The 23,649-nt window shown below is 56.9% G+C and carries 21 protein-coding genes and 1 pseudogene; 9 read left to right on the top strand and 13 right to left on the bottom strand.

Annotated features, from left to right (window positions below):
- Window positions 1-55: 55 nt before the first annotated feature.
- The gene (locus tag ACL2XP_RS02655; RefSeq protein ID WP_413737031.1) at window positions 56-952 is read right to left on the bottom strand and encodes an SDR family oxidoreductase; all 897 of its coding nucleotides are present in this window, start codon (window positions 950-952) and stop codon (window positions 56-58) included.
- 126 nt (window positions 953-1,078) lie between these two features.
- Here ACL2XP_RS02655 and ACL2XP_RS02650 point away from each other — a divergent pair, with 126 nt between their 5' ends.
- Complete coding sequence (locus ACL2XP_RS02650) at window positions 1,079-2,026, top strand: AraC family transcriptional regulator (protein WP_413739063.1); 948 nt, start codon at window positions 1,079-1,081, stop codon at window positions 2,024-2,026.
- A gap of 115 nt (window positions 2,027-2,141) precedes the next feature.
- On the opposite strand, the gene ACL2XP_RS02645 is transcribed toward ACL2XP_RS02650, so the two are convergent.
- Together ACL2XP_RS02645 and ACL2XP_RS02640 are read right to left on the bottom strand one after the other, a co-directional pair.
- On the bottom strand, window positions 2,142-3,026 hold the full coding sequence (locus ACL2XP_RS02645; protein WP_413737030.1) for a fumarylacetoacetate hydrolase family protein: 885 nt from the start codon (window positions 3,024-3,026) through the stop codon (window positions 2,142-2,144).
- 119 nt (window positions 3,027-3,145) lie between these two features.
- Window positions 3,146-4,570 carry an EmmdR/YeeO family multidrug/toxin efflux MATE transporter gene (locus ACL2XP_RS02640; protein WP_413739062.1) on the bottom strand — a complete coding sequence of 475 codons (1,425 nt, stop codon included), beginning with the start codon at window positions 4,568-4,570 and terminating at the stop codon, window positions 3,146-3,148.
- 251 nt (window positions 4,571-4,821) lie between these two features.
- Between ACL2XP_RS02640 and ACL2XP_RS02635 the strand changes: the two genes are divergently transcribed.
- A complete protein-coding gene (locus ACL2XP_RS02635) occupies window positions 4,822-5,454 on the top strand; it encodes a transglycosylase SLT domain-containing protein (protein WP_413737029.1) in 633 nt (210 codons plus the stop codon).
- A 132-nt stretch (window positions 5,455-5,586) separates the two neighbouring features.
- The gene (locus ACL2XP_RS02630; protein ID WP_413737028.1) at window positions 5,587-6,375 is read left to right on the top strand and encodes a pyrroline-5-carboxylate reductase family protein; all 789 of its coding nucleotides are present in this window, start codon (window positions 5,587-5,589) and stop codon (window positions 6,373-6,375) included.
- A 36-nt stretch (window positions 6,376-6,411) separates the two neighbouring features.
- Here ACL2XP_RS02630 and ACL2XP_RS02625 read toward each other — a convergent pair whose 3' ends face one another.
- Window positions 6,412-7,329: a DMT family transporter gene (locus ACL2XP_RS02625; protein WP_413737027.1), complete on the bottom strand. Its 918-nt coding sequence runs from the start codon at window positions 7,327-7,329 to the stop codon at window positions 6,412-6,414.
- 160 nt (window positions 7,330-7,489) lie between these two features.
- On the opposite strand from ACL2XP_RS02625, the gene ftrA reads away from it, so the two are divergent.
- Window positions 7,490-8,494 (top strand): transcriptional regulator FtrA, encoded by a 1,005-nt coding sequence (gene ftrA, locus ACL2XP_RS02620; RefSeq protein WP_413737026.1) that lies wholly within the window; start codon window positions 7,490-7,492, stop codon window positions 8,492-8,494.
- Here ftrA and ACL2XP_RS02615 read toward each other — a convergent pair.
- On the bottom strand, window positions 8,484-9,392 hold the full coding sequence (locus ACL2XP_RS02615; protein ID WP_413737025.1) for a LysR family transcriptional regulator: 909 nt from the start codon (window positions 9,390-9,392) through the stop codon (window positions 8,484-8,486). The genes ftrA and ACL2XP_RS02615 overlap by 11 nt on opposite strands.
- 105 nt (window positions 9,393-9,497) lie before the next feature.
- Here ACL2XP_RS02615 and ACL2XP_RS02610 point away from each other — a divergent pair, with 105 nt between their 5' ends.
- Window positions 9,498-10,565, top strand: a complete 1,068-nt coding sequence (locus tag ACL2XP_RS02610) for an SDR family oxidoreductase (RefSeq protein ID WP_413737024.1) — start codon at window positions 9,498-9,500, stop codon at window positions 10,563-10,565.
- 25 nt (window positions 10,566-10,590) lie between these two features.
- Here the strand turns inward: ACL2XP_RS02610 and ACL2XP_RS02605 are convergent, their stop codons facing one another.
- From ACL2XP_RS02605 to ACL2XP_RS02575, 7 genes are all read right to left on the bottom strand, one after another.
- Window positions 10,591-11,556, bottom strand: a complete 966-nt coding sequence (locus ACL2XP_RS02605; RefSeq protein WP_413737023.1) for a D-2-hydroxyacid dehydrogenase family protein — start codon at window positions 11,554-11,556, stop codon at window positions 10,591-10,593.
- Between the two features lie 140 nt (window positions 11,557-11,696).
- Window positions 11,697-13,322, bottom strand: a complete 1,626-nt coding sequence (locus ACL2XP_RS02600; protein WP_413737022.1) for a methyl-accepting chemotaxis protein — start codon at window positions 13,320-13,322, stop codon at window positions 11,697-11,699.
- Window positions 13,323-13,594: 272 nt separating this feature from the next.
- Entirely contained in the window at window positions 13,595-15,265 is a 1,671-nt protein-coding gene (locus ACL2XP_RS02595) for a methyl-accepting chemotaxis protein (protein ID WP_413737021.1), read from the bottom strand.
- 512 nt (window positions 15,266-15,777) lie between these two features.
- Window positions 15,778-16,260, bottom strand: a complete 483-nt coding sequence (locus ACL2XP_RS02590) for a hypothetical protein (protein WP_413737020.1) — start codon at window positions 16,258-16,260, stop codon at window positions 15,778-15,780.
- Between the two features lie 149 nt (window positions 16,261-16,409).
- Window positions 16,410-17,465 (bottom strand): aldo/keto reductase, encoded by a 1,056-nt coding sequence (locus ACL2XP_RS02585; RefSeq protein WP_413737019.1) that lies wholly within the window; start codon window positions 17,463-17,465, stop codon window positions 16,410-16,412.
- Between the two features lie 59 nt (window positions 17,466-17,524).
- Window positions 17,525-17,785, bottom strand: a complete 261-nt coding sequence (locus ACL2XP_RS02580) for a DUF6506 family protein (protein ID WP_413737018.1) — start codon at window positions 17,783-17,785, stop codon at window positions 17,525-17,527.
- Between the two features lie 205 nt (window positions 17,786-17,990).
- Window positions 17,991-18,764 (bottom strand): SDR family NAD(P)-dependent oxidoreductase, encoded by a 774-nt coding sequence (locus ACL2XP_RS02575; protein WP_413737017.1) that lies wholly within the window; start codon window positions 18,762-18,764, stop codon window positions 17,991-17,993.
- 139 nt (window positions 18,765-18,903) lie between these two features.
- Here ACL2XP_RS02575 and ACL2XP_RS02570 point away from each other — a divergent pair, with 139 nt between their 5' ends.
- Window positions 18,904-19,785 (top strand): LysR family transcriptional regulator, encoded by an 882-nt coding sequence (locus ACL2XP_RS02570; RefSeq protein WP_413737016.1) that lies wholly within the window; start codon window positions 18,904-18,906, stop codon window positions 19,783-19,785.
- Window positions 19,786-19,905: 120 nt separating this feature from the next.
- Here ACL2XP_RS02570 and ACL2XP_RS02565 read toward each other — a convergent pair whose 3' ends face one another.
- Entirely contained in the window at window positions 19,906-20,820 is a 915-nt protein-coding gene (locus tag ACL2XP_RS02565; RefSeq protein WP_413737015.1) for a LysR substrate-binding domain-containing protein, read from the bottom strand.
- 164 nt (window positions 20,821-20,984) lie between these two features.
- Here ACL2XP_RS02565 and ACL2XP_RS02560 point away from each other — a divergent pair, with 164 nt between their 5' ends.
- From ACL2XP_RS02560 to ACL2XP_RS02550, 3 genes and pseudogenes are all read left to right on the top strand, one after another.
- Entirely contained in the window at window positions 20,985-21,995 is a 1,011-nt protein-coding gene (locus tag ACL2XP_RS02560; RefSeq protein ID WP_413737014.1) for a zinc-dependent alcohol dehydrogenase family protein, read from the top strand.
- A 311-nt stretch (window positions 21,996-22,306) separates the two neighbouring features.
- Complete coding sequence (locus ACL2XP_RS02555) at window positions 22,307-23,020, top strand: DNA helicase (protein WP_413737013.1); 714 nt, start codon at window positions 22,307-22,309, stop codon at window positions 23,018-23,020.
- A 180-nt stretch (window positions 23,021-23,200) separates the two neighbouring features.
- Window positions 23,201-23,434 (top strand): annotated as a pseudogene (locus tag ACL2XP_RS02550) (SymE family type I addiction module toxin); the annotation flags it as partial.
- Window positions 23,435-23,649: the final 215 nt, after the last annotated feature.

The following is a 23,649-nucleotide window of genomic DNA, read 5'->3' as shown; positions in this document are numbered from 1 at the left end:
GTTTTTTATGGTCGGGATTTACCCTTTCCCAATATCGCGTTCGATGACCAGGGACTTAACGGGCGAAATAACTGTCCCGATCAAGATCGTCGAGCAGGCCCGGCTGCTGCGGTTGCCATCCCAGCCGTTCGCGGGTCAGTTGACTCGATGCCGGGTTATCCAGCCCGGCAAAATGCGCGAACCAGCCAAAATGAGCCGCCGCTTCCGCGGGGTTCCGGCTGACCACCGGCACATTCAGACGCCGGCCAATCACGCCGGCGATGTCCCTGAACGGTACGCCCTGTTCCGCGACGCCGTGATAACGAACCCCCGCGGTTCCCTTCTCCAGCACCAGCCTGAAGAGATGGGCCGCATCGAGCCGGTGCACCGCTGGCCACAGATTGCGTCCCTCGCCCACATATGCCGCAGCGCCCTTCTCGCGGGCAATGCCGATAAGCAGCGGAACAAAACCATGATCGCCGTCACCATGTACCGATGGCGGCAGGCGTACCACCGACACATTGACGCCGCGCTCTGCCAACGCTGCGGCCGCCGCTTCCGACGCTACGCGAGGGATGGTGGGGGAATTGAAATCCGCCGCGTCATCCTCGGTCGCCAGGCGGTCGAGCGAGAGAAGCCCGGTACCGGAAGTGATGATCAAAGGGCGATCGGAGCCAGCGAGCGCGGAGCCGAAAGCCTCGATGGCGCGTCTGTCAATCTCGCAGTTAGCCTCGAATTGCGAAAAATCATGGATAAAGGCGGTGTGAATCACGCCTTCGCAGGCCCGGGCGCCCGCGGCGAGACTAGCCGCATCCGTCAGATCGCCCCTGTGCGGCTCTACGCCTAATCGCGCCAGTTCATCGGCGGCGGCGGCGCTGCGCGCCAGCCCAAGCACCTGATGGCCGTTGTTAATGAGTTCCTGGACAATAGCCGAACCAATAAAACCTGTAGCACCGGTGACAAATACACGCATCGCGCTTTCTCCTATACTGGGTTTACAGACCGCATTTGCAGGCCAGTTGTGGGCACTATAGGTCATTGAGGTAATACGATCTATGCTGTAAAGTCCGTATTACCTTGGTAATCGTCCGGAGTCATGATGGACCCGCTCTCAGATGTACTTTCGCTGCTCAAACCGCGCAGTTATATATCAGCTGGATTTGATGCGGCGGGGGAATGGTCAATCCAGTTCTCCGATCAGCATAATTGCATCAAATGCTACGCGATAGTGTCCGGCCAATGCTGGCTGTCCGTGCAGGATGTGCCCGACCCGGTGCGCCTTAAGGCCGGCGACAGCTTCCTGCTGCCGAGCGGACGGCCTTTTCGGCTGGCCAGCGATTTGGCGTTGCCGCCGGTGGACGCCGCCACGGTTTTTTACGCCGCGCGCGAAGGCGGTATCGTGACATACAACGGCGGCGGAGAATTATTTCTGGTGGGGAGCCGCTTCGTCCTTACCGGCAAGCACGCCGTCATCCTGCTGGGGATGCTGCCGCCCATTGTGCATATCAGCAAACAATCGGACCAGGCGGCGCTGCGCTGGTCCGTGGAGCGGATGATGCAAGAGTTGCGCGAGCAGCAGCCGGGGGGCGTCCTGGTCGCGCAGCATCTGGCCCATATGATGCTGGTGCAAGCGCTGCGGGTCTATATGGCGGAAGGATTGAAAGGCGGGGTCGGCTGGCTCTTCGCCCTGGCGGATAAGCAGATGGGCATGGCCATCAGCGCGATGCATAGCGATCCGGCGCATCGCTGGACATTGCAGGCGCTGGCGGAGCGCGCCGGCATGTCGCGATCGTCTTTCGCCTTGAAATTCAAAGAGACGGTCGGGCTGTCGCCCATGGAATACCTGACGCGCTGGCGCATGCTGCTGGCCGGCGACATGCTGGCGAATTCCAGCGATTCCATTGCCGTTATTTCCTTATCGCTCGGCTACGAGTCCGACAGCGCCTTCAGCACCGCCTTCAAGCGGGTGATGGGCTGCTCGCCAAGACAATATGGCCGCCTGCCCGATCCGGCGTCCTCTGACGCATCGGTACTCCACGCAGGTTAAACGGCCCTGGCGCCGTAATGTCTAACGCCGGCGACATCCGCTAAACCCGCAGGCTGTTAACGCCGGTCTGACCATGGTAGCGCAGGCGGGGCGCCTGAAACGTGGCCGGTGGGCATTAATACACGCTATTCACCAAATCGCCGATCCCGGCCATCGCAACTTTAACCACGTCACCTTTTTGCAGATAGCGCGGCGGATTAAAGCCTAGCCCCACCCCGGCCGGGGTGCCGGTGGCGATGAGGTCGCCGGGCAGCAGCGTGATGCCCGCGCCGATGGTTTTAATTAACGTCGGGATATCAAAAATCAAATCCGCCAGGCTGGCTTTTTGCCGCAGTTCGCCGTTGACCTCGCAGGTGATGGTCCGCAGTCCCGGCGCGCCGAATTCATCGGCGGTCACCAATACCGGCCCCATGGGGCAAAAACCATCAAGGCCCTTCCCCAGCACCCATTGGCTATGGATTTTCTGTAAATGCCGGGAGGTGACATCATTGACCAGCGTATACCCGAACACAAACGACATCGGGTCGTCGGCATCGGTTACCCGCCCCTTGGCGCCGAGCACCACGGCCAGCTCGGCTTCATAATCGATGGTATCAAACGGGTCAAGACCACTGTCGATACCGTCCCCCGGACCGCAAATCGCCGTGGCCGGTTTGGTGAAAATAATCGGAAATTTGGGCACATTGCCGGCGGCGGCGCTGGAGTCATAGCCGCTATTGCCGAACTCCTGCGCATGGGCATAATAATTTTTGCCTACGCAAAAGATATTGCGCCGGGTTTCGGGAATGGGGGCCAGCAGCCTCACATCATTAATAGCAAGAGCGGCCGCCCGGGGTTCCTGACTGATGCGTTTTATATCCTGCTCATAGCGGGAATACCCGGCAATCAGCACATTCATATCGCTGGACCCGACGATCGCCGTAATATCAACAATCTTATGGTCCGGATTCACCACGCCCAGCTTTCTTGCGGCATGATATTCGAAGGTCACGAGCTTCATTTGCGTTCCTTTTAGCGAATAGCGAATAATGGACAAACAGGGCGCGGATAATTAAGCATTCGCTCCAGTATACGTTCCCGGATGGCGTTTTTTTTTGCGTGGCGCCCTATTTTCGCTATTCAGGATGGGCTACTGCGCTCGGGCGCGTATTTCCACAGCCAGCGCCCGCTGGCCAGGCGCCAGTAGAAAAACGCGCCGCGCACGGCCCAGTCGAGGAACATGCCCAGCCAGATACCCACCACGCCGAAACCCAGGACGATGCCCAGGATATATCCGGCCACGATGCGGCATCCCCACATGCCCAGCAGCGATATCCACATGGTGAAACGCGCGTCGCGGGCGCCCTTAAGGCCGGCGGGCAGCACCCAGGAGGCCGCCCAAAACGGCATAAAGGCGGCGTTAAGCCAGACCAGGATTTTCACCACATGGATCACATCTTCTTCGCGGGTATAGAATGCGGCCAACAGACCGGCGAACGGCACCGATAACCAGGCCAGCAGGCATAGTCCCAGGGTGGATAACCAGAAGATATGTTTGAGCTGGCGTTCCGCCTGGCCGATTTGCCGCTTGCCCAGCCGGGTGCCGACAATAATGGTGGACGCCGAACCCAGCGCGTTGCCCGGCAAATTGATCAGGGAAACAATCGAAAAAGCGATAAAATTGCCGGCGATGACATTGGTGCCCATGCCGGCGACGAAGACTTGCGTGAGCAGTTTCCCGCCGTTGAACAGTACCGATTCAATACTGGCGGGGATGCCGATGCCCAGCACTTCCATCAAAATACTGGTGTTCATCCGCGAGAAATAACTTTTCAGGGATATTTTCAGCGCCGGATTAAAACCAATCATCAACACATAAATCACCGCGGCGGCGCCAATATAACGCGAGATCGTCAGCCCCAGGCCGGCGCCGATAAAACCCAGGCCATGCCAGGAGAAGCAACCGTAAATCAATACGGTGGTGATCACAATATTCAGGATGTTCATCCCGCCGTTGATCAGCATGGGGATTTTGGTATTGCCCGCCCCGCGCAGGGCGCCGCAGCCGATCAGCGCAATCGCGGCGGCAGGATAGCTCCAGACGGTCACCCGCAGATAGCTGAGCGCCAGCATCTTGACCTCGGGCTCGGCATTGCCGGCAATCAAATCGATAATGCCTTGTCCGTAAAACTCGATACCCAGCGCCAGCAAGATGGCCGCCGCCGTCATCAGCGTCAGCGATTGACGGGCCGCGGCGCGGGCCCGTTTCGGGTCCAGCTTGCCCAGGCTGAACGCCACCACCACGGTGGTGCCGAGATCCACCGCGGCAAAAAAAGCGATAACCACCATATTAAAGCTATCGGCCAGCCCCACGCCGGCCATGGCTTCTTTACCTAACCAACTAACCAGAAAGGTGCTTAAGACGCCCATCAACAGTACGCACATATTTTCGAAAAAAATAGGCACGGCAAGCGGGGTTATTTCACGCCAGAACAATACCCGGTAGGAACGCCGTTTGGAGTACCACGGCGTACGCTCGATGGCGTGAGATAGGGTGGTTCTGATGTTTTGCAAGGTCGTTCCAGCTATTAGAAAAACGAGGGCTTGGAATTATGATGGTTAAAGACTTCTCAATATGCAAAATCTTTTTATGTCTACAGATTTCAAGGGCATTGGAGGTAAGACTTTACCCATGGATACGCTGTCGCCGCGCTATAGGAAATGTCGGATAATCCACAAATCCGGAAAAAAAATATGTTCACCCCTGCGAAAAACCTGTATATGCATAAGGTCGCTTTCGTCGCCTAAGGCATAACGTGAAATTAAATTCCCTATACCTGATAGCTGGTTTATTGTTGGCTGGTTGTGCAAAACAACCCCCTGAGCGGCCAGTCGCACTGGTCACCGCTCCACAGCCGCAAAAATTGCTGGTTGAAGCGCCAAAAGGGATTTATGGCGATTATATACATGATTCTGCAAGCATTTACGGCGTTGATGAAACGCTGGTCAAAGCCATTATCCAGGTCGAATCCGGGTATAATCCCAGCGTAGTGAGCAAATCCAATGCCATTGGCCTGATGCAGCTTAAAGCTTCCACCGCCGGTCGCGATGCCTACCGTTTAAAAGGCCGCTACGGTCAGCCAAGCGCCCGTGATTTAAAAGACCCCGCCATCAATATCGATCTGGGCACGGCCTACATCAGCATATTGCAGCGGCAGCTGTCGGGCATAAAAAACCCGGAAACCCTGCGCTATGCCATCGCCGTGGCCTACGTTAACGGCGCGGGCTCCATGCTGCGGTCGTTCTCCAGCGATCGGGGTTATGCGATCGCCAAGATTAACCAGCTGACGCCGGAACAATTCTCCCAGCACATCCAGGAAAAGCATCCGCAGCCGCAGGCGCCCCGCTACCTGTGGAAAGTAAAAAACGCCTATCTGGCGATGCGCTAAGCCCCGGGCCCGCCTTCTTTATGCCATCCGCGGTCATGTCCGTCCATGCGTGGCAAACGATATGCCAAACCAGCATTTGACCCGAACCCGTTGAAAGTTGTAATGATATACACATACTTTCAAGGGGGATTTATGCAACGAATACATTTTATCGGCGCGGGGCAAATGGCGGAGGCCATCATCCGCGCGGGCGTCAATAACGGCAGGCTTGCGGCCGGGCGGATCTCCATCGAAGATACCGACCCGGCGCGCATTCGCCGGCTAACTGAAAAATATGGCGTAGCGGCGTCCACATCCCTCGCCGACGCCGAGCTGGTGGTGATCGCGGTCCGGCCCCAGGATAACCTGTCCGGCGTGGCCAAAAGTATTATCGAACGGGCGCCGGCCGATGCCATCGTGGTTTCCATCGTAGCCGGCGTCACGCTGGCGCATTTGGATACCTTACTGGAAAGCCGGCATCCGCTGGCGCGCATTATTCCCAACACCCTCACCGATACCGGTTATGGATTTAGCGGCGTGGCGCTTGGCGATCGCGTGAAAAACGACGACATTCAGGATTTTGTCGAAAGCTTCGGCAAAGTGCTGTACCTGGAAGAGCGTTTGCTGGATATATTTACCGGCTTCGCCGTCGCCGGCCCCAACTATATTTATTACTTTATTGAATCGCTCACCGATGCCGGCGTGCTGGCCGGCCTGCCCCGCGCCCAGGCCACGGCCGTGGTGCTGGAAAACCTGGTGGGGGCGGTGGAGATGCTAAAGCGCAGCCAGCTGCACCCGCGCCAATTGCTCGATATCAATAACTCGCCGGCGGGCGTGGGCATGCACGGCCTGTATGAGCTTAACAACAGCGATTTCGCCGCGGGGCTACAGCGCAGCGTACTGGCGTCGGTAAAACGCACCACCCAACTGGCCAATGAATAGTTCTGGCGACCACCGTCCCGGCGCAAGCCGGTTCGGTTATTGCGGGGCAATCGCCGGCGCGGGCGCCTTCCCCCGGTTAGATAACATGACGCCGGCGATAATGACCAGGGCGCCCGCCCATTGACTCAAACCGGCCGGTTCCCGCAGCACAAACACCGACAGGGAAACCGTAATAAAGGGCACCAGATTGATAAACGAGGCCGCTTTGCTGGCGCCGATACGATCAATGCCCTGATTAAAGAATAAATAGGCCAGCACTGAGCCTCCCAGCGCCATAAATGCCAGGGAACCGAGGCTAATGGCGGTTATTGCCCGGCCCGGATAACGCAGGGGAACCTGGTGATAGATATCCATACCCAGCCAGGGCAGGAAAGCCAGGCTGCCGTAGAAGAACAAAAAGAACATCCGTGCCGTACCGGAAAGCGGGATAACCCATTTTTTGATTAACACATTATAGATGCCAAAACATAACGTACTAATCAGCAATAATATATCGCCAATATTATAGTCAGCATCTTTTATCATCGCGATATTCCCGCCGCTGATGGTAATGGCCACGCCGCAATAAGCTATCACCAACCCCAGCAGTTGCCAGAATTTGATACGTTCCATACCGAGCATGGCGGCAATGACCAGCGTAATTAATGGAATAGTGGCCTCGATGATGCCGGCGTTAAATGCGGTACTGCGATTTAAGCCGTTAAAATAAAAATAATAACATAGCGTGACGCCAAATAGCGCCGTGATCGCCATGCGCAGGTGAGTAATAAAATAAATGTGCCGCAGTTCTTTTTTATCATCGATAAAAATAAATAATATCAAGGCGGCCATAGCAAACCGTAACCAGGTCACCACTGAAGGAATAAATACTCCCAGGGCATATTTACCCGCTATCGCCGACCCGCCCCAGAAAAAAGCGGCGAGCGACAGCGTAATATAAACTTTTATCTTCATACCATCCAATCCCACCCATGTCGCATTCCGCAAATCCTGCGGCAAAAAAGCGCCAATGCGCTATCGCCTTCGCCAACGATTCATTCGCTATTATATTCCCTCGGAATAGGGATATTATGGCCTCGCCTTGGCCGGATTTCATAGAACAGGAGGGGACAATATGCGTCAAGATCATGCCAAAAAAAGCCATCATGTCGTCGCGGTGGCCTACGACCGGCTCAGAACCTTTGAATTCGGCTGCGTGGTGGAGTTTTTTGCCGTGGCGCGCCCGGAATTAAACGTCGATTGGTACCGCTTCTCGGTATGTACCGCCGATAAACACCGAATCCAGGCCGTAGGCGGCATTATCATGGAAATCGAGGCCGATTTGGACCTGCTGGCAACCGCGGATACCATCATTATCCCGGCCTGGCGGGATATTAATGAAATACCCGGCGAGCGCTTGTTGCAAAGCCTCCGTGCCGCCTATCGGCGCGGAGCGCGCATTTGCAGTATTTGCACCGGGGTGTTTGTGCTGGCGGCGGCCGGGTTACTGCACGGTAAAAGCGTTACCACCCATTGGCACCACGCCCGCCTGCTGGCCCAGCGTTATCCCGATACCCTGGTGCTGCCCGCGGCGCTGTATGTGGATCAGGGGCAAATCATCACGTCGGCCGGCTCGGCCGCCGGACTGGATATGCTGCTGCATTTGGTTAAAACCGATTATGGCCACCGGGTGGCGAATAGCGTGGCGCAGCGCCTGGTCATTCCCTTTCACCGGGAAGGCGGCCAGCGGCAATTAACCAAGACCAAAGTGGTGGAGCAAGGGGAAAACCGCATTTCCGCCCTGGTGGATTGGCTAAGCGGCCACCTGCCGCTCGCCCATACGGTATCTTCACTGGCCAAACGCGCCATGATGTCCGAACGTACCTTGCAGCGCCATTTCCAGGCGGCCATGGGGATGCCCGTAATGCAGTGGCTCGCTCTGCGCCGGCTGGATTACGCCAAGGAATTGCTGGGCGGCGATGCCCTTTCCATAGCCAAAATCGCGGAAATGTCCGGCCATAGTTCGCAAGCGACCTTTCGCCACCACTTCCGGCTGCATGAACACCTCTCGCCGACGGAGTATCGCCGGCAAGCGCGACAAAAATCCCCCCCCACCGGCTCATTATCCATTACACAATAGTGAGGCGTTCGGTCAGGTCCTGCAGCAGCAAATCAATTTTAGGCGTCAGCCGCCGGGCTTTTGGCCACAAAAGATATAACGGCAGGCCGTCCGCCGACTGTTCGGTCAGGATATGCGCCAGCTTGCCGCTGCGCAGGCTGTTATTCACCAGCCAGGTCGCTATTTGGGCAATACCCGCTCCCGCCTCGATGGCCGCCACCTGGGCCTCGCTGTCGCTGAACATCATGCGATGAGGCACCGCTATCGGCCCGCTATACCCCTCCCCGGTGGAGACGGACCATTGGCCGGCCACGCCGTTGCTTTTGCCGTAGACCACGCAATCATGCCCGCTGAGCCGGTCGATGGCCGTCGGCGCCCCACGGCGCGCCAAATAGGAGGGCGCCGCGCAGAAAATCAACCGTTCGGTGCCGAGATAGTGATAGCCGATGGCGGCGGGCAAATTATTGACGCCGCCGATGCGCACCGCGACATCCACGCCTTCGTCAATCAGATCCACAAAGCGGTCGGTAAAGGTAATATGCGGGCACAAATAGGGATGCCGCTGGCAAAAATCAATGAGCACCGGCATCACCACCAGCCGCCCGAAAGACGCAGGCAGGTCGATACGCAGCCGCCCCATGGGGGTTTGGGCATGGGACGCCAGCACCGCCTCCGCGTCGGCCAGATCGTTTAACACCCGGGTACAGGTTTCATAGAAAGCCTGTCCGGCATCGGTCAGCTTCAACCGGCGCGTCGTTCGTTCAAATAACCGGGTACCGAGGCGTTGCTCCAGGCGCGCCACGCTTTTGCCGATGGCCGAGCTGGTAAGGTTCAGCTCTCCGGCCGCCGCCGCAAAGCTGCCGCTCCTGGCCGCCGTCACAAATGGGGTCAGGCCTTTCAGGCGTTCAGTGGGGTTCATGTTATATCGGACAAAAAATACCTAATTGGTGGAAATAATAGCCGCGATAAGAATTTATTTCCAGTTTATGCTGAAGGCCAGGATTTGATAGCGGAGACAAAAAACATGCAACATCGGGCATTGATCGTCGGCGTCAGCGGCGTAATCGGCAGCGCGCTGGCGGAAAGATTATTGGACGATGGCTGGCAGGTGTACGGCCTGTCGCGGGGCAAAACGGCGGTGCCCGCCGGATGCGCATCCATCATTGCCGATCTGGCCGACGAACGGTCGGTGGCCGCGGCGTTAAAAGATCTTAAGGTGGACCGGGTATTTCTTGCCGCCTGGGCGCGCCAGGAGTCGGAAAAAGAGAATATCCGCGTCAACGGCGCCATGGTCAGCAACGTGCTCAACGCCTTGGGCGGCTCGCTCGAACACGGCCACGTGGCGCTGGTGACCGGCCTTAAACATTACCTCGGGCCGTTTGAAGCCTACGGCAAGGGCAACGTTCCCGCGACGCCCTTTCGCGAGGAACAAGGACGGCTGCCGGTGGACAATTTTTATTACGAGCAGGAAGACCGGCTGTTCGCCGCCGCCGACCGTTATGGGTTCACCTGGAGCGTCCACCGCCCGCATACCATTATCGGCTATGCCATCGGCAATGCCATGAATATGGGCGTGACCCTGGCGGTTTACGCCGCCTTATGCAAACAAAACGGCCAGCCCTTTATTTTTCCCGGGTCGGCCGCCCAGTGGCATAGCGTAACCGATATGACCGACGCCCGGCTGCTCGCCCGCCATCTGCAATGGGCCGCCACCCATAGCCAGGGCCGGGATCAGGACTTTAACGTCGTGAACGGGGATGTGTTCCGCTGGCAGTGGATGTGGCCGCGGCTGGCGGACTACTTTGGCCTGGACGCGGCGCCGTTCCCCGGCGAAACGCTGCCGCTGGAAGGGCGTATGCGGGACGCGCCGGCGCAGTGGCGCGCCATCGCCGAACGCTGTGCCCTGCGAGAGGCCGATATCGGCAAACTGGCCTCCTGGTGGCATACGGACGCCGACCTCGGCCGGCCGATGGAGATTATCACCGACATGAGCAAAAGCCGCAAAGCCGGATTTACCGGCTATCAAAACACGCTCGATGCTTTTATCGAGCTGTTTGACCGGCTGAAGGCGGAACGGATTATCCCCGCTTAAGCAGAAATGGGCGGCCGCGGCCGCCTTATGCCATGACCCTGACCGGCCGATCGGCGTGCCAGGCAAGGATATCCTCAATCATCTGGCTAAAGAACAGGGCATAACTTTGCTGCGTGACATAGCCGATATGCGGCGTGGCCAGCACGTTATCCAGCGTGCGCAGCGGGTGATCGGCCGGCAGCGGTTCCTGCCCGAACACATCCAGCGCCGCGCCCGCGATACGCCGCTCGCGCAGCGCCGCGACCAGCGCCGTTTCATCCACAATCGGGCCGCGCGCCGTATTTACCAGCAAGGCCGTGGGTTTCATCGCCGCCAGCGATGCGGCATCGACCAGGCCGCGGCTGCGCCCGCTTAATATCAGGTGGATGGACAATATATCCGAGCGTTCGAATAATTCCTGCCGGCTGACATAGGTCACCCCTGACAGGGCCGCCCGTTCGGCGGTCAGGTTCTCGCTCCAGGCGATGGTATGCATGCCGAAGGCCTGGCCGTAGCCGGCGACCTTCTGGCCGATCTTGCCCAAGCCGAGGATGCCCAGCGTCTGGCCATGCAGCCCGCGCCCCAGGGTACGCTGCCAGCCGCCGCCGCGCAGCGAGTTGGCCTCGTCGAGTACATTGCGGGCCAGCGCCATAATCAGCGCCCAGGTCAGCTCGGGCGCCGCATACCCATCGCCCCCGGTACCGCACACCTGGATGCCCAGCGCCGCCGCGGCATCTAGGTCAATGGCGGCGTTGCGCATGCCGCTGGTCACCAGCAGTTTCAACTGCGGCAGTTGGCTGAGCAATGCCCGGTCGAACGGGGTGCGTTCGCGCATGGCGCAAATCACCGTATAAGGTTGCAGGCGCGCTACCATCTGCGCGGTAGGCGCGGGGTAATCCGCTAAAAAATCCACGGTGCCGACGGACGCCAGCGCCGACCAATCGGCGGCGCCTTGGGCCACCGACTGCCAATCATCGATAACCGCAATACGAACAGGAGACGTTGGGCTCATGTTATTTCCTCATGATCCGCGATGGGGCGGCCAATGACCGCCTCATCGATAAACCGGCTATTGTATGGAATAACATACGGCAACCTAATGGCATTGACCAGCCCGCGGGTGCGGCCAGGTTCGCCGCCGGCGTTGTTGGGTCAGCGCCGTTGGTCCAGGGCGAATTTGCTGACGCTTAACCGCAGCCGCTGGGAATGGCCGATCAGCGAGGCGGACGCCTCGGCGCAGGCGACTGTAAGGTGGGTGCTTTGATGGATTTGCTCATTTAACCGCTGTATTTCGCCGGCAATGGCATTGACCCGATCGCTTTGCAACGTCGCATTTAATTGCAACTCGCCCAGCACCGCGGCCACGCCCCGCACCGCCCGGATGATATCGTGGTAAAACGCATCCAGCGCTTTAACCCGGCTGAAGCCGCTATCGATATGCTGATGGGTGGAATGAACCAGCGCATCGATATCCCGCGTCGAACTGCCGCTTTTTTGCGACAGCAGGGCCATTTCCCTGGCCACGACGGAAAACGTATGGCCAAAGGCCCCGGCATGGGCGGACTCAATGGCCGCGTTCAGCGACAGCAGTTTGGTTTGCATGGAAATACCTTCCAGAAAGGTGACAATACCGGCGATTTTTTCGGATTCCGCCACGATCTCATGCATTTTTTGGTCGACTTCCGTCACCATTTCCCCGCAATGGCGGGTCAGGGCTTCCGTTTCGCCCATTTGCCGGGTAGCGTCGCCGGCAAAGCTCGCGCCATTTTCCGCCTCCTGCGCCACGCCGTTGAGTTTATGGCTGATGGCTTCGAAGGCCTGCATCTGCTGCTGGGTATATTGGCTATAGCGCTGATTATGCCGGGCGATATCTCCCGCGCCGTGCATGACCAGGGAAGAAACTTCGTTAATCTCTTTGACGATATGCTGCAAACCCAGCTGCATTTCGCCGATGCCCTGGTTTAACCACCGGATTTCCCGCGACTGCCAGCGAGAGTGCGACAAAGGTTCGGCGATATTGCCGGTGGCAATGTGCGCCATATGGCGCAGGGCGCGATTAAGCGGCGCGATCACGGCATACGACAGCACTACGCAGGCCAGCGCCAGCAGCGATGCCAGCAAAGCGGAGATACCGAGGGACAAATTACGGTTGGCGGTGAGGGAGGACAAAATAGATTGGTTAAAACGTCCCGCAGCGGCGTTATCCTGGTTCAGGGCCTGATAAAACGCGGCGTTAAACTGTTCCTGGAATGCCTGAATGGGAACCATAAAAAAAGAATCGAGATTATCGCCGCGCAGGCCTTTTAGCTGTTCGTTGAGCCCGTCGAACACCAGCGTAAAATTTTGTTGCAGGGCGCCGTCCTGGTCATGGGTATCGGCAAGCTTTTGGTAGTCTGAAAAAAATGCCTTGGCGGTTTTTAATGACACATCGGCGCTATCGGCCAGCGCCTGCCAACTGTCGACGGAACCGCTCTGTTTATCCTGCATAAAATAGATGCCGGCACGATTGATATTATCGCTGGCGGTCAACAATTCTATGCGGGATTTATTCATTAATGCCTGACGCTCCGCCATGCCATGCACGATAGTCACGTTGTCTTTGGTCTGGGCGACCAACCGCGTCAGCAGCGCCATCGACGCGCATTGCAGCAAACAAAACACCAGCAGGAACAGCATGAACCCGCCGCGCAGGCTGGTCATCCACCCCGGCGGGGTAATACGGCTCAGCCGCGGCCGCGGCGTTTGGGCGAATCTCACCACTCGATCGATAACCGACATCTTTTTATTATCCGCGCTAAATAAAAAGCAGTATTCGATGGTTTTATGTCAGTAACGTTACGGCGCGGCAGACATGCCTGCATACGGTGTTTTCACCGGCGCTAAGGCAAATAGCCGGCAGGATCGCCGGCGATGAATTGGCCGCGGACCGCAGGTTGCCGCCGCATGAGGCGCATAAAGCGTTGGCCCCCGCTCCCTGATTAAAGGAACGGGGGCCAACCAAAAGGAAAAGATCGGTTTTATGTCGAAATCCGCGCGCGCAGACCTTCAGGCTAGAACGTTTCCCAGTTTTCGTTAAGTTTTTCTCCGCCCGCCGCGGCGGCTGCCGGCGTCGCCGGCCGGATCAATGAGCGTGAATTAATCGAGGGGCTGCTATCAAGGCGTTGTTCTCCGCCCGGCAGTTGAAACACCGACACGGTCTCCGTAAGCCGGCGCGCCTGTTCTTCCAGCGAGGCCGCCGCCGCCGCGGACTCCTGCACCAGCGCCGCATTTTGCTGGGTGACCCCATCCATTTCCGACACGGCGTTGCCCACCTGGCTAATACCCCGGCTCTGTTCTTCCGACGCCGACGAAATCTCGCCCATTAAATCCGTTACCCGGGTTACCGCCTGCACAATATTATGCATGGTTTCACCGGCACGGGAAGCCTGCTGCGAGCCGGTAGTGACCCGCTCCACCGATTCGGCGATCAGCCCTTCTATTTCTTTCGCCGCCTGTGCGCTGCGCTGCGCCAGGCTGCGTACTTCCCCCGCCACCACCGCGAACCCCCGGCCCTGTTCCCCGGCCCTGGCCGCTTCCACCGCCGCGTTCAGCGCCAGGATATTGGTCTGGAAGGCAATGCCGTTGATCACTCCGGTAATATCGGCGATTTTTTTCGAACTGGTGGTAATACTACTCATGCTTTCCACCACTTCATCAACGATTTCACCGCCCTTTCTGGCGGTATTGGCGGCGTCCTGCACCATTTTATTGGCCTGAAAGACATTCTCGGTGTTTTGTTTTACCGTAGCGCTTAATTGTTCCATGCTGGCCGCCGTCTCTTCCAACGCCGCGGCCTGCTGCTCGGTGCGTGAGGAAAGATCGGTATTACCCTGGCTGATTTCACCCGCGCCCTGGTAAATGGAGGCCGAACCGTCGCGAATGGCGCTTACCGTACGGATCAAATTCTGCTGCACTTCCTGTAAATAGGGGATTAACAGTCCGACGTTATTACGTCCCGCATCGGCAATCGTCTCGCCCAGATGCCCGGAAGACAGCGTGTGTAAGATGACTTTAATCCGATCCAGGGGTTTAATCATATAACTGACCAGATATCTGTCCGTCAGAGTTAAAATAGCCAGTCCGGCGATCAGGGCCGCGATCAATATGTCTTTGCACAGAGCGACCAGCACCGCCACCTGCCGGGCGCTGTCATCCGTCATGGACGCGGTTTTAAATTTTTCCATGGCGGCCCCAAAGGCGACGCTGAACGGCGGGGACTGCGTCCGGTAAATTTGACGATATTCATCCATGTTTTTGGACTGCGCCGCTTTGTATAGCGGTTCCAAACCCTGGCTTATCAGCTGCGACCAGCTGTTGACCAGCCCGTCGGTTATGGCGCTGTCAATGGAAGGGTGCGGACGCGCTTTGAACTCGGCCAGCGCATCTGCGGTGCTTTTCATCGCCGCGGAGGCGGTGGACATCACCTTATCGGCATCCGCTATTTCGCCGGTCTGCACATAGTCCATCGCCCTGGACAACCGGGTAACGGTACGGAAATACTGATCGTTACCATGCGTAATTATATCAATATCTTTTTTCTGGTCTTCGCTGATGGCTAATAAATGAGTTACCTGGTTAAGCGAGGAGAGGGTAAACGCCGACACCCCACCCCAGAGTACCAAAAAAAAACCAAGCGTTATTAATAGTATAACTCTGATACTGGTATTTTTTAGAAAACCCATGATCTTGCTCCTGTTAATTATTTATATGCCGACTTCCGGGCATATGGGTGGAGAGCATGCAGGATGGGGGGAACGTGAAAAATTCGTCGCACCACTCATGCCCAGTCAAAATCTGAGATGATTTATGCGTTCTTAGCTGTTCATCCGTTACAACCCAATATTGCTCACTCCCTGTAAAACGGCTTATCGGAGTTTCACTGGTTATCGGTAAACCTTGACAAAACTTTATGGCGGCGGCTGAAAAATCAGATCAAAAACAGAGAGTTAGAATGGGAGCGGTTCGTGCGGTATTTCCGTTGAAAAGGATAAAAGCATAAGGGATTTTTATCCAAAAAATATCTTTTTCGGGTCATGGCATTAATAAATAAGGAGTTTACTTAGGGAGAGGATTTATTATTCCAGCATTTAATATAAGTATTATCTTACCCATTAACGCTTTTTTTGAATGTAACGGCCAGCTTTTTTGACGCCACCGGCCGGTAGCGTATCAATTCAACTTGTTAGCATCATTCTCAATACTCTCGCGGATCGTATGCCGGCAGTATCGGCGCCCGCTCATACAAATCAATGGCCATCCCACAAATTTTTTCGCGATCGCTATTTGGAACTGCCGGCGCGGTCAACATCCGTAAATCCTGGCCATAGAACAGCAACATGTGTTGAATTATCGGGGATAGATCCTGCTGAGCCATCGCGTCATCCTGCTGGATATCGGCTATTCGGGGCGTCGCATAGGAAGCGGTAATTAAAGCATTATCCGCCGCCATTCTGCGCTGGATGGTCGCAAGAGGCAGTATTTGCATAGTATTGAGCGCTATAGCCTGTTCCACCATAACAAAATACTCGATAGGCGCATATTTCTGAATGGCCTGATATACCGCATATGGTAGTAAAAGCCTGTTCGATATTTTGCCGTTCGTTTTTATTCTTATAACCAGAGAATAAAGCGGGCGAGCGAGTCCGCTTGGCCGCTCGCCACAGGTGTTTGCTTGCATTGGCGCTCGTCGCTGTGGCGCTTTAGGACGGCGCGCGGTTCCAGCCAAGGGGGGAATCGCACGCGGCGCATGGCCATCATCTCGTATCCAAGGAACGGCGCTATATCCCCGGGCTCCGCGCTCCCATAGGTTGGCGATGACGCGCCGCCTCACGAGGCGGAAGCATTCGACCACAGATCGGCGGGGCCAAGACGATCGGCGCCTTGGGTGCCCAGCATCCAACCCGGGTATTCGGGCGGCAGGGTGCTGACTTCGTCCAGTTTGCGCAGTTCGTCAACGCTCAGTTGCAGATCGATGGCGGCAAGGTTGTCCTGCAATTGGTCGATGCGCTTGGCGCCCATGATCACCGAAGTGACGAATGGGCGGGACAGCAACCAGGCGAGGGCGACACGCGCCGGACTGCAACCATGCGATTCGGCGATGGGCGCCATCACGTCGATGATGTTCCAGGCCCGCTCCCGGTCGACGATCGGGAAATCGAATTCGGAGCGGCGCGAATCGCCCGGCTTCTGGTTGCCGCGGGTGAACTTGCCGGAAAGCAGGCCGCCAGCCAGAGGACTCCAGACCAGCAGCCCCATTTTTTCAGCTTCCAGCAACGGGGAAATTTCGCGTTCGAGGTCGCGGCCGGCGATGGAATAATAAGCCTGCAAAGTATCGAAGCGGGACAGGTTCTTGTGCTCGGAAATGCCGAGCGAGCGGGCGATCTTCCAAGCCTGCCAATTCGAGACGCCGATGTAGCGGACCTTGCCTTGGCGGACCAGATCATCGAGCGCACGCAGTGTTTCCTCAATCGGCGTAATCGCGTCGTTGGCGTGGATCTGGTATAAGTCGATGTGATCGGTCTGAAGGCGCTTCAGGCTCGCCTCGACCGCATCCATAATGTGACCGCGCGAAGCGCCCACATCATTGCGCCCTTGACCCATGCGGCTATAGACCTTGGTTGCCAGCACGTAGTCCCGGCGGGCGATGCCGAGGTTCTTGAAAGCCTGGCCCAGCACCTGTTCGCTGACGCCGTCGGAGTAGACATCGGCGGTGTCGAAGAAATTGACGCCCGTCTCCAGCGCGGCTTTCACGAGATTGTCAGCTTCTTTCTGGCCGGCGGCGCCGATGTGCTTGTAGATGCCGCTGCCGTCGCCAAACGTCATGGTGCCCAGGCACAGGCGGGAAACGAGCAGGCCGGTGTTGCCCAACGTCTTGTATTTCATGGTGTATCTCCAATCGGAATAAGGTTGATGGAAAAGACTGCCCGCCAAGCGGGATACCCTTACGGGTAAGTCACCCGGCCGATGCCGCAGTCCGGAAAACGGCGCCGCAACAGGGTCGCCTCCTGCGCCGAAAAGCCACCGCACAGCTCGATAACCTGAGTGCCGGCAGCGATGAGCGCCTCGGCGGCGGCCATTGCCTCTTCAACGTCTTCCACACCGATGAATTCGGCGTCGAACGCGGGCGACGCCATGTGCGCCGCGTGCGTGTTACGGCGATAGCCGGGTGCCTTGATGATGAATGCGTATCTGGTCTGGACCATATTCGGAACTCCAAGGGTTGAGGCGCTCACAGATCGACCTGGAACTGCTTTCGCAGGGTCATGCGGTCTCGCCGAGCGCGGAGAAGGCTGGTACTTTGAAGGTAGTAATTGATGTTGCCTGTCCCGGCGCGGGAGGGTTCGCCCAGAGCGCCGAGACGGTGTCCCCATGCGCTAACCGCAGGATCTGTACCAGCATCGTTTTCGATCAGGCGATCGAATAACCGGCATCAACCAGCAGGCCGTGGCCCGACACGAACGAAGCGTCATCGGATGCAAGGAACGCCACGACGGTCGCGACCTCTTCCGGCGAACCCGCCCGGCCGGGAACCGTCGAGGCCGCGAAAGCATCCTTCGCTTCGGTGCTCGGCCAGATGCGGTCCTGGAACGGTGTGTCGATGATGCCGGGATTCACGGCGTTGACGCGCACGCCCTGCTTGAACAGTTCGATCGATGCGGTCTTGGTCAGGCCCAGCACCGCATGCTTGCTGGCGATGTAGAGGCCGGCGTTGGCGAAGCCGATCACGCCGCCCATCGACGCATTGTTGATGATGGTGCCGCCGCCTTGCGCCAGCATGGCTTTCGCTTCGTACTTCATCGACCAGAAGACGCCGCGGACATTGGCGTTGAATATCGTGTCGTAGACTTCATTCGTCTGGTCGACGAACGGCGTGAATTCGCCTTCGGTGCCCGCATTGTTGAAAGCCACATCGATCCGGCCATAGGTCGAGATCGTCGTGGCGACCAGATCGATCACATCCTGTTCGACGTTAATGTCGGCAACGGCGGCTGTTGCTTCGTAGCCTTCGTTCTTGATCTCGGCGACAAGTGTCTCGATTTCTGAGCGGCGGCGCGCGCTGGCGACGACTTTGGCGCCACGGCGGGCCAGTTCGATGGCTGCGGCGCGGCCGATACCGGAACTTGCCCCCGTAACCAGCGCCACTTTCCCGGAAAGGGTTTGAGAAGAGACTTTGATGTTCATTTATTTCTCCAGATTTCAAGCGTTAGACCTTTGAACGAGGGAAAGCATTTTCCGCTCATTTCTTAAACGCTATTCTGAAGTTTTTAATTGATATGATAAAGTAGTCAATAGTTCACACGATGATGAATGAGGTTCATCAATGGAAACCGCCGAACTCGCCGAACTGACCGTGTTTGCGTCGGTGGCGAAGCACCTGAGCTTCCGCCAGGCCGCCACCGAACGAGGTACGTCCGCTTCGGCGGTGAGTCATTCGATACGTAGCCTCGAAACCCGTGTGGGGGTGCGCCTGTTTCATCGCACCACGCGCAGCGTGTCCCTGACGGAAGCCGGAGAAGCGTTGTACACCCGGTTGCAGCCCGCGCTGGCCGGCATGCGAACCGCCCTGGACGGATTGAACTCCTTTCGCGCCACGCCGTTCGGCACCATCAGAATCAATGTTCCAAACTCGATTGCGCCATACATTCTGGGCGAGGCGATGGAAGTACTGGCAAGCAATGCCGGGCTGAAGCTGGAAGTCGTCGCCACCGATTCGCTGGTCGATATCGTGCAGGAAGGTTTCGATGCCGGAATCCGCTTCGGCGAACGCCTGTCGCAGGACATGATCGCGGTTCGCATCAGGCCGAGATTCCGATTCGCCGTCGTCGGTTCACCGAACTATTTCGAGAAGAATCGAGCTCCCGTGACGCCGCACGATCTGCATGACCATGCTTGCATTCGATATGCGTTTCCCAGCGGGAAGATTTTGAATTGGGAGTTCGTAAAGGACGGAGAAATGGTGAAGGTCGAGGTAGCCGGCCCCCTGACGGCCGATAGCCAGGAATTGATGGCGGATGCCGCGGCGCGCGGGCTGGGCCTGGCATACATATGGGAGGACCGCGCTGCGCCGTATCTTCGCGATGGCCGGCTCCAACGCTGCCTTGAAGACTGGTGTACCGTCGACGAAAGCCTGTTTCTCTATTTCCCAAGCCGCAAGCATCAATCGGCGGGGCTTAGAGCCATCATTGAGGCAATGAAGGCGTGAGGTCGCAGCGGACGCGCGTGGCGGGAAACCGTTGCATTGATGCTGGCGGCTGCTTGCCTCGGGCTTGTCCGGTAGGCGTTAGAGGTACGACAGGGGGGAAAAGCCTAGAAATCCGGAGCGCTAACTTTCCAGCCAACGACCGTAGAGCATAGGGAATTGCTCACGCATCCACTCGACGAAGACATGGACCTGCGGTGCCAAGTGAGATCGGCTTGGGTATACCACTGATACCGGCCGAGGACGCGGACGATAGGCACGAAGCACTTCGACCAGCGACCCGTCTGCAAGGTGGCGATCGAGGGTAATGCCTGGCGCCTGCAAAATGCCGAACCCGGCTACGCCGCATTCCACGTAGGCGTTAGACTCATCGACGCTAATACCGCGGCGACTGATATACGTTTGATCTTCACCGCCATCGAGAAACAGCCAAGGCCGCGAGCGTTTGTTCTGCCCGGAGAGAAAAGTGACTCCCCGGTGTGTATTCAGATCGTCCAGCGTCTTTGGTTCGCCATGATCTTGAAGGTACCTGGGAGACGCGCAGGTTACCATGATGGCTTGACCGATGCGGCGGGCAACCAGGCTCGAACTGGGCAGCTCGCCAATGCGCAATACGCAGTCCACTCCCTCCGCCACCAGATCTACGATTCTATCCGTGACCCCGAGTGTCAATTCTATTTCCGGATAGAGAACGGTGAAATCACGAAGGCTATCGATAAGTCCGGGCTGCGCGAATGCCGTAGGAATGTCGACACGCAACCGTCCACGCATGACGGTGCCGGCGTGTCCGAACATCGAAGTGGCCTCGGCGACTTTGCCCAGTATATCTTTCACTCGTTCGTAGAACCGCTCCCCTTCAGAAGTGAGCCGCACCTTTCGGGTGGTGCGCTGGAATAGCCGCACGCCTAAGGATGTTTCCAGTTGCTGGATGGCGCGAGTGACCTGCGGGCGCCCGACCCGCATGGCGTAGGCCGTTTTAGTGAAACTTCCCAGTTCCGCCACGCTGGCGAACACCTGAATTGCCTGGAGCAGCTCCATAACGTCCTCGCTTGCCTGCCGGGAATTGTTTCCGTATGAGGGCTGGAAAAAATGGTATTGTTGCCGCCAACTATAACACTCCTGTGCCGGCCCACGCATTTATCGAACCCCACAACTGCTGAATAATATCGCCAGTAGGTTTCCCATCCGCCTGGAGATATGCAATGAAAGCATGGCTTTTGAAAAATTTCGGTCTCGACAATCTGGTACTTGGCGATACGCCCACCCCCAAACCCCAAGCCGGCGAGTTGCTGGTGAAGGTCGGCGCCGTTTCACTGAACTTCCGCGACAAGGCCATCGTCGATGGCATCTACGAACCGCACAGGGTGCCAAAACCACTAATCCCGGTGAGCGACGTTGCCGGCACCGTTGTCGCGCTCGGCGACGGCGTAAACCGATTCAAAGTCGGTGACCGAGTCAACTCGCACCTTTATTCGCGCTGGCTTGATGGCGAGCCTGGGCCAAATGAGCCCGACTATTGCTTCGGCTCCCCGCTGCCAGGCGGTCTGGCCGAATACATGATCATCCATGAGGAAAGCGCGGTTCGCGTTCCTGACAACTTGTCTGATGAGGAAGCCTCGACTCTGCCGATCGCTGCACTGACGGCCTGGTATTCGTTGGTGGACTACGGCCAGGTTCAGGCAGGCCAAACCGTGCTCGTGCAGGGTACCGGCGGTGTATCGATCTTCGCGGTGCAGCTTGCGACGGCGCTTGGCGCCAAGGCGATCGTCACCTCCAGCAAAGACGAAAATCTGGAAGCGGCGAAGAAGCTCGGGGCAGTCGCTGGCGTGAACTATCGGACCTTCCCTCGCTGGGAAGAAGAAGTTCTGCGGCTCACCGAGGGCAAGGGTGTAGATCTCCTGCTCGACGTTGCGGGCGGTGAAGGCCTGAACCAGTCCATCGCGGCTACCAAGGCCGCAGGGCGTATTGCACAAATCGGTTTCCTGACCGGACAGACCACCACGCTTAACCTGATGCCGCTGATATTCCGGCAAACAACCATTCGCGGAATCGCAGTGGCCCCTCGTTCGTCCTTCGATCGCATGAATGCCTATCTAAGCCAGCATGCAATCCGGCCGGTGATCGACCAGATCTATTCATTCGAAGAAGCGCGCCAGGCCTACCAACACCTGGCCCGCGGCGCGTTCGGCAAAGTGGTCATCAAGGTTTCCTGAGTGCAAAGCGCCGGGGACCAGGCGGCATTCGTGGCGGCGCCAGCCGACCCGTATCAACAAGCAGCCGGTTTGTACCGGCAAATGGCGTATGTCTATTTTACTGTCGGGAAATAGTTGACCGCTACATTACGGGGTTAGCTATTTTCCCTCCGCATGTATTAGGTTATAGTCCGATACAGGCGCGGCCCACGCCTCCCCCCTCCATTGGGAAAGTATATTTCATGCAGGGCAATTTGATTATCGAACCAACTGTTCGAGCACCAAACATAAGGAGGGATTGTGATAAATGCTCGTAATGGAAGGTTCTCGATATGCAACTCACTGCACCTATTTACCACTTAAAGCGTAAAGCGAAGATTTTATCCCGTGAAGGCAATATCCCGCTGCATGAAGCACTTAATCGAATTGCTGTGCAGGAAGGCTTCGACGGCTGGAGCTTGCTTGCCGCTAAAACGTCTGAAGCCGCGCCCTCTGCAAAGCTATTTCCTAGGTTAGTTCCGGGCGACATGGTTCTGGTCGGCGCGCGGCCGGGCCAAGGCAAAACCCTGATGAGTCTTGAACTTGCCGTGGAAGCCATGAAGTCAGGCAATCGAGGAGTATTCTTTACCCTGGAATATACGGAAAAGGAAGTTCTGGAACGTTTCCAGGCCATCGGCGTGGAGCGGGAAAATTTTGTCGGTCTATTTGAGTTCGATAACTCCGACAATATAAGCGCGGATTATATCATCAAGAGGCTGGCCACAGCGCGCCCAGGGACATTAGTGGTCGTAGACTATCTGCAACTGCTCGATCAGAAGCGTGAAAATCCGGAATTGATGGTTCAAGTTCGCTCGATAAAAGCATTTGCGTGCGATCGAGGGTTAATCTTTGTCTTTATCGCCCAGATTGATCGCAAATATGATCCGCTGGTGAAACCATGCCCCGATCTTAAAGATGTCAGGTTGCCAAATCCACTTGATTTGAGCCTCTTTACGAAGACGTGTTTCCTAAATAACGGTGACATTCAGTTCCGGATCGCAGGCTAAATAGTCCTACCGGACCGGACCCGTGATTTAGACTGTGTAATTGCCTGTTTTTGATATCTTTTCACCACCAGCTAGTTAAGAGTTGATTATGTCTGATTCGCATAGTAAGTCAGACCCCGTGCTATCCCGAGCCTTACGCCATAGCATGGTCGGTATGTTACGGATTCCTACCGCCATCCCCAGGTCAAGCTGAAGGGTAAATGGCTTAAGGAGGCGGTTTTTTTGGTGGGGACATCGCCGGCAGTTCGGGTAATGGACAGTTGCCTGGTGATCACCACCCAGCCCAGCGCGCTGATGAACGAAGTGTTGCAGCAAACCGATCGGCTGTCGGCTCAGTCGCGGCGGGAGCTGGAACAGGTGATACAGGGGCTGGCGCTCAGGGAGAAGCTGACTGGGAGAAGTCGGGCTAAGTAGGCTGCTCGATGTTTAGCCCCCGGTATAAAGCCGGGGGCAAGGTCAATGGTTTGATCTACTTAATATTTCCAAACAACCCTGTATAAAAACCAAATTCCGAATCCACAATATATACCAAGGTAACTGCCTAACTTTGCATAGTGAATTACATCTGTAAATTTAAAATCCTTTAAAATCAGCCACATTCCAAAAGGAAAAACAAGTGCAAATGTCAA

It is taken from the genome of Sodalis sp. RH21 (assembly GCF_047324175.1).
Taxonomy (GTDB): Bacteria; Pseudomonadota; Gammaproteobacteria; order Enterobacterales; family Enterobacteriaceae; genus Acerihabitans.
This window is presented reverse-complemented; position numbering and strand designations above follow the sequence as displayed.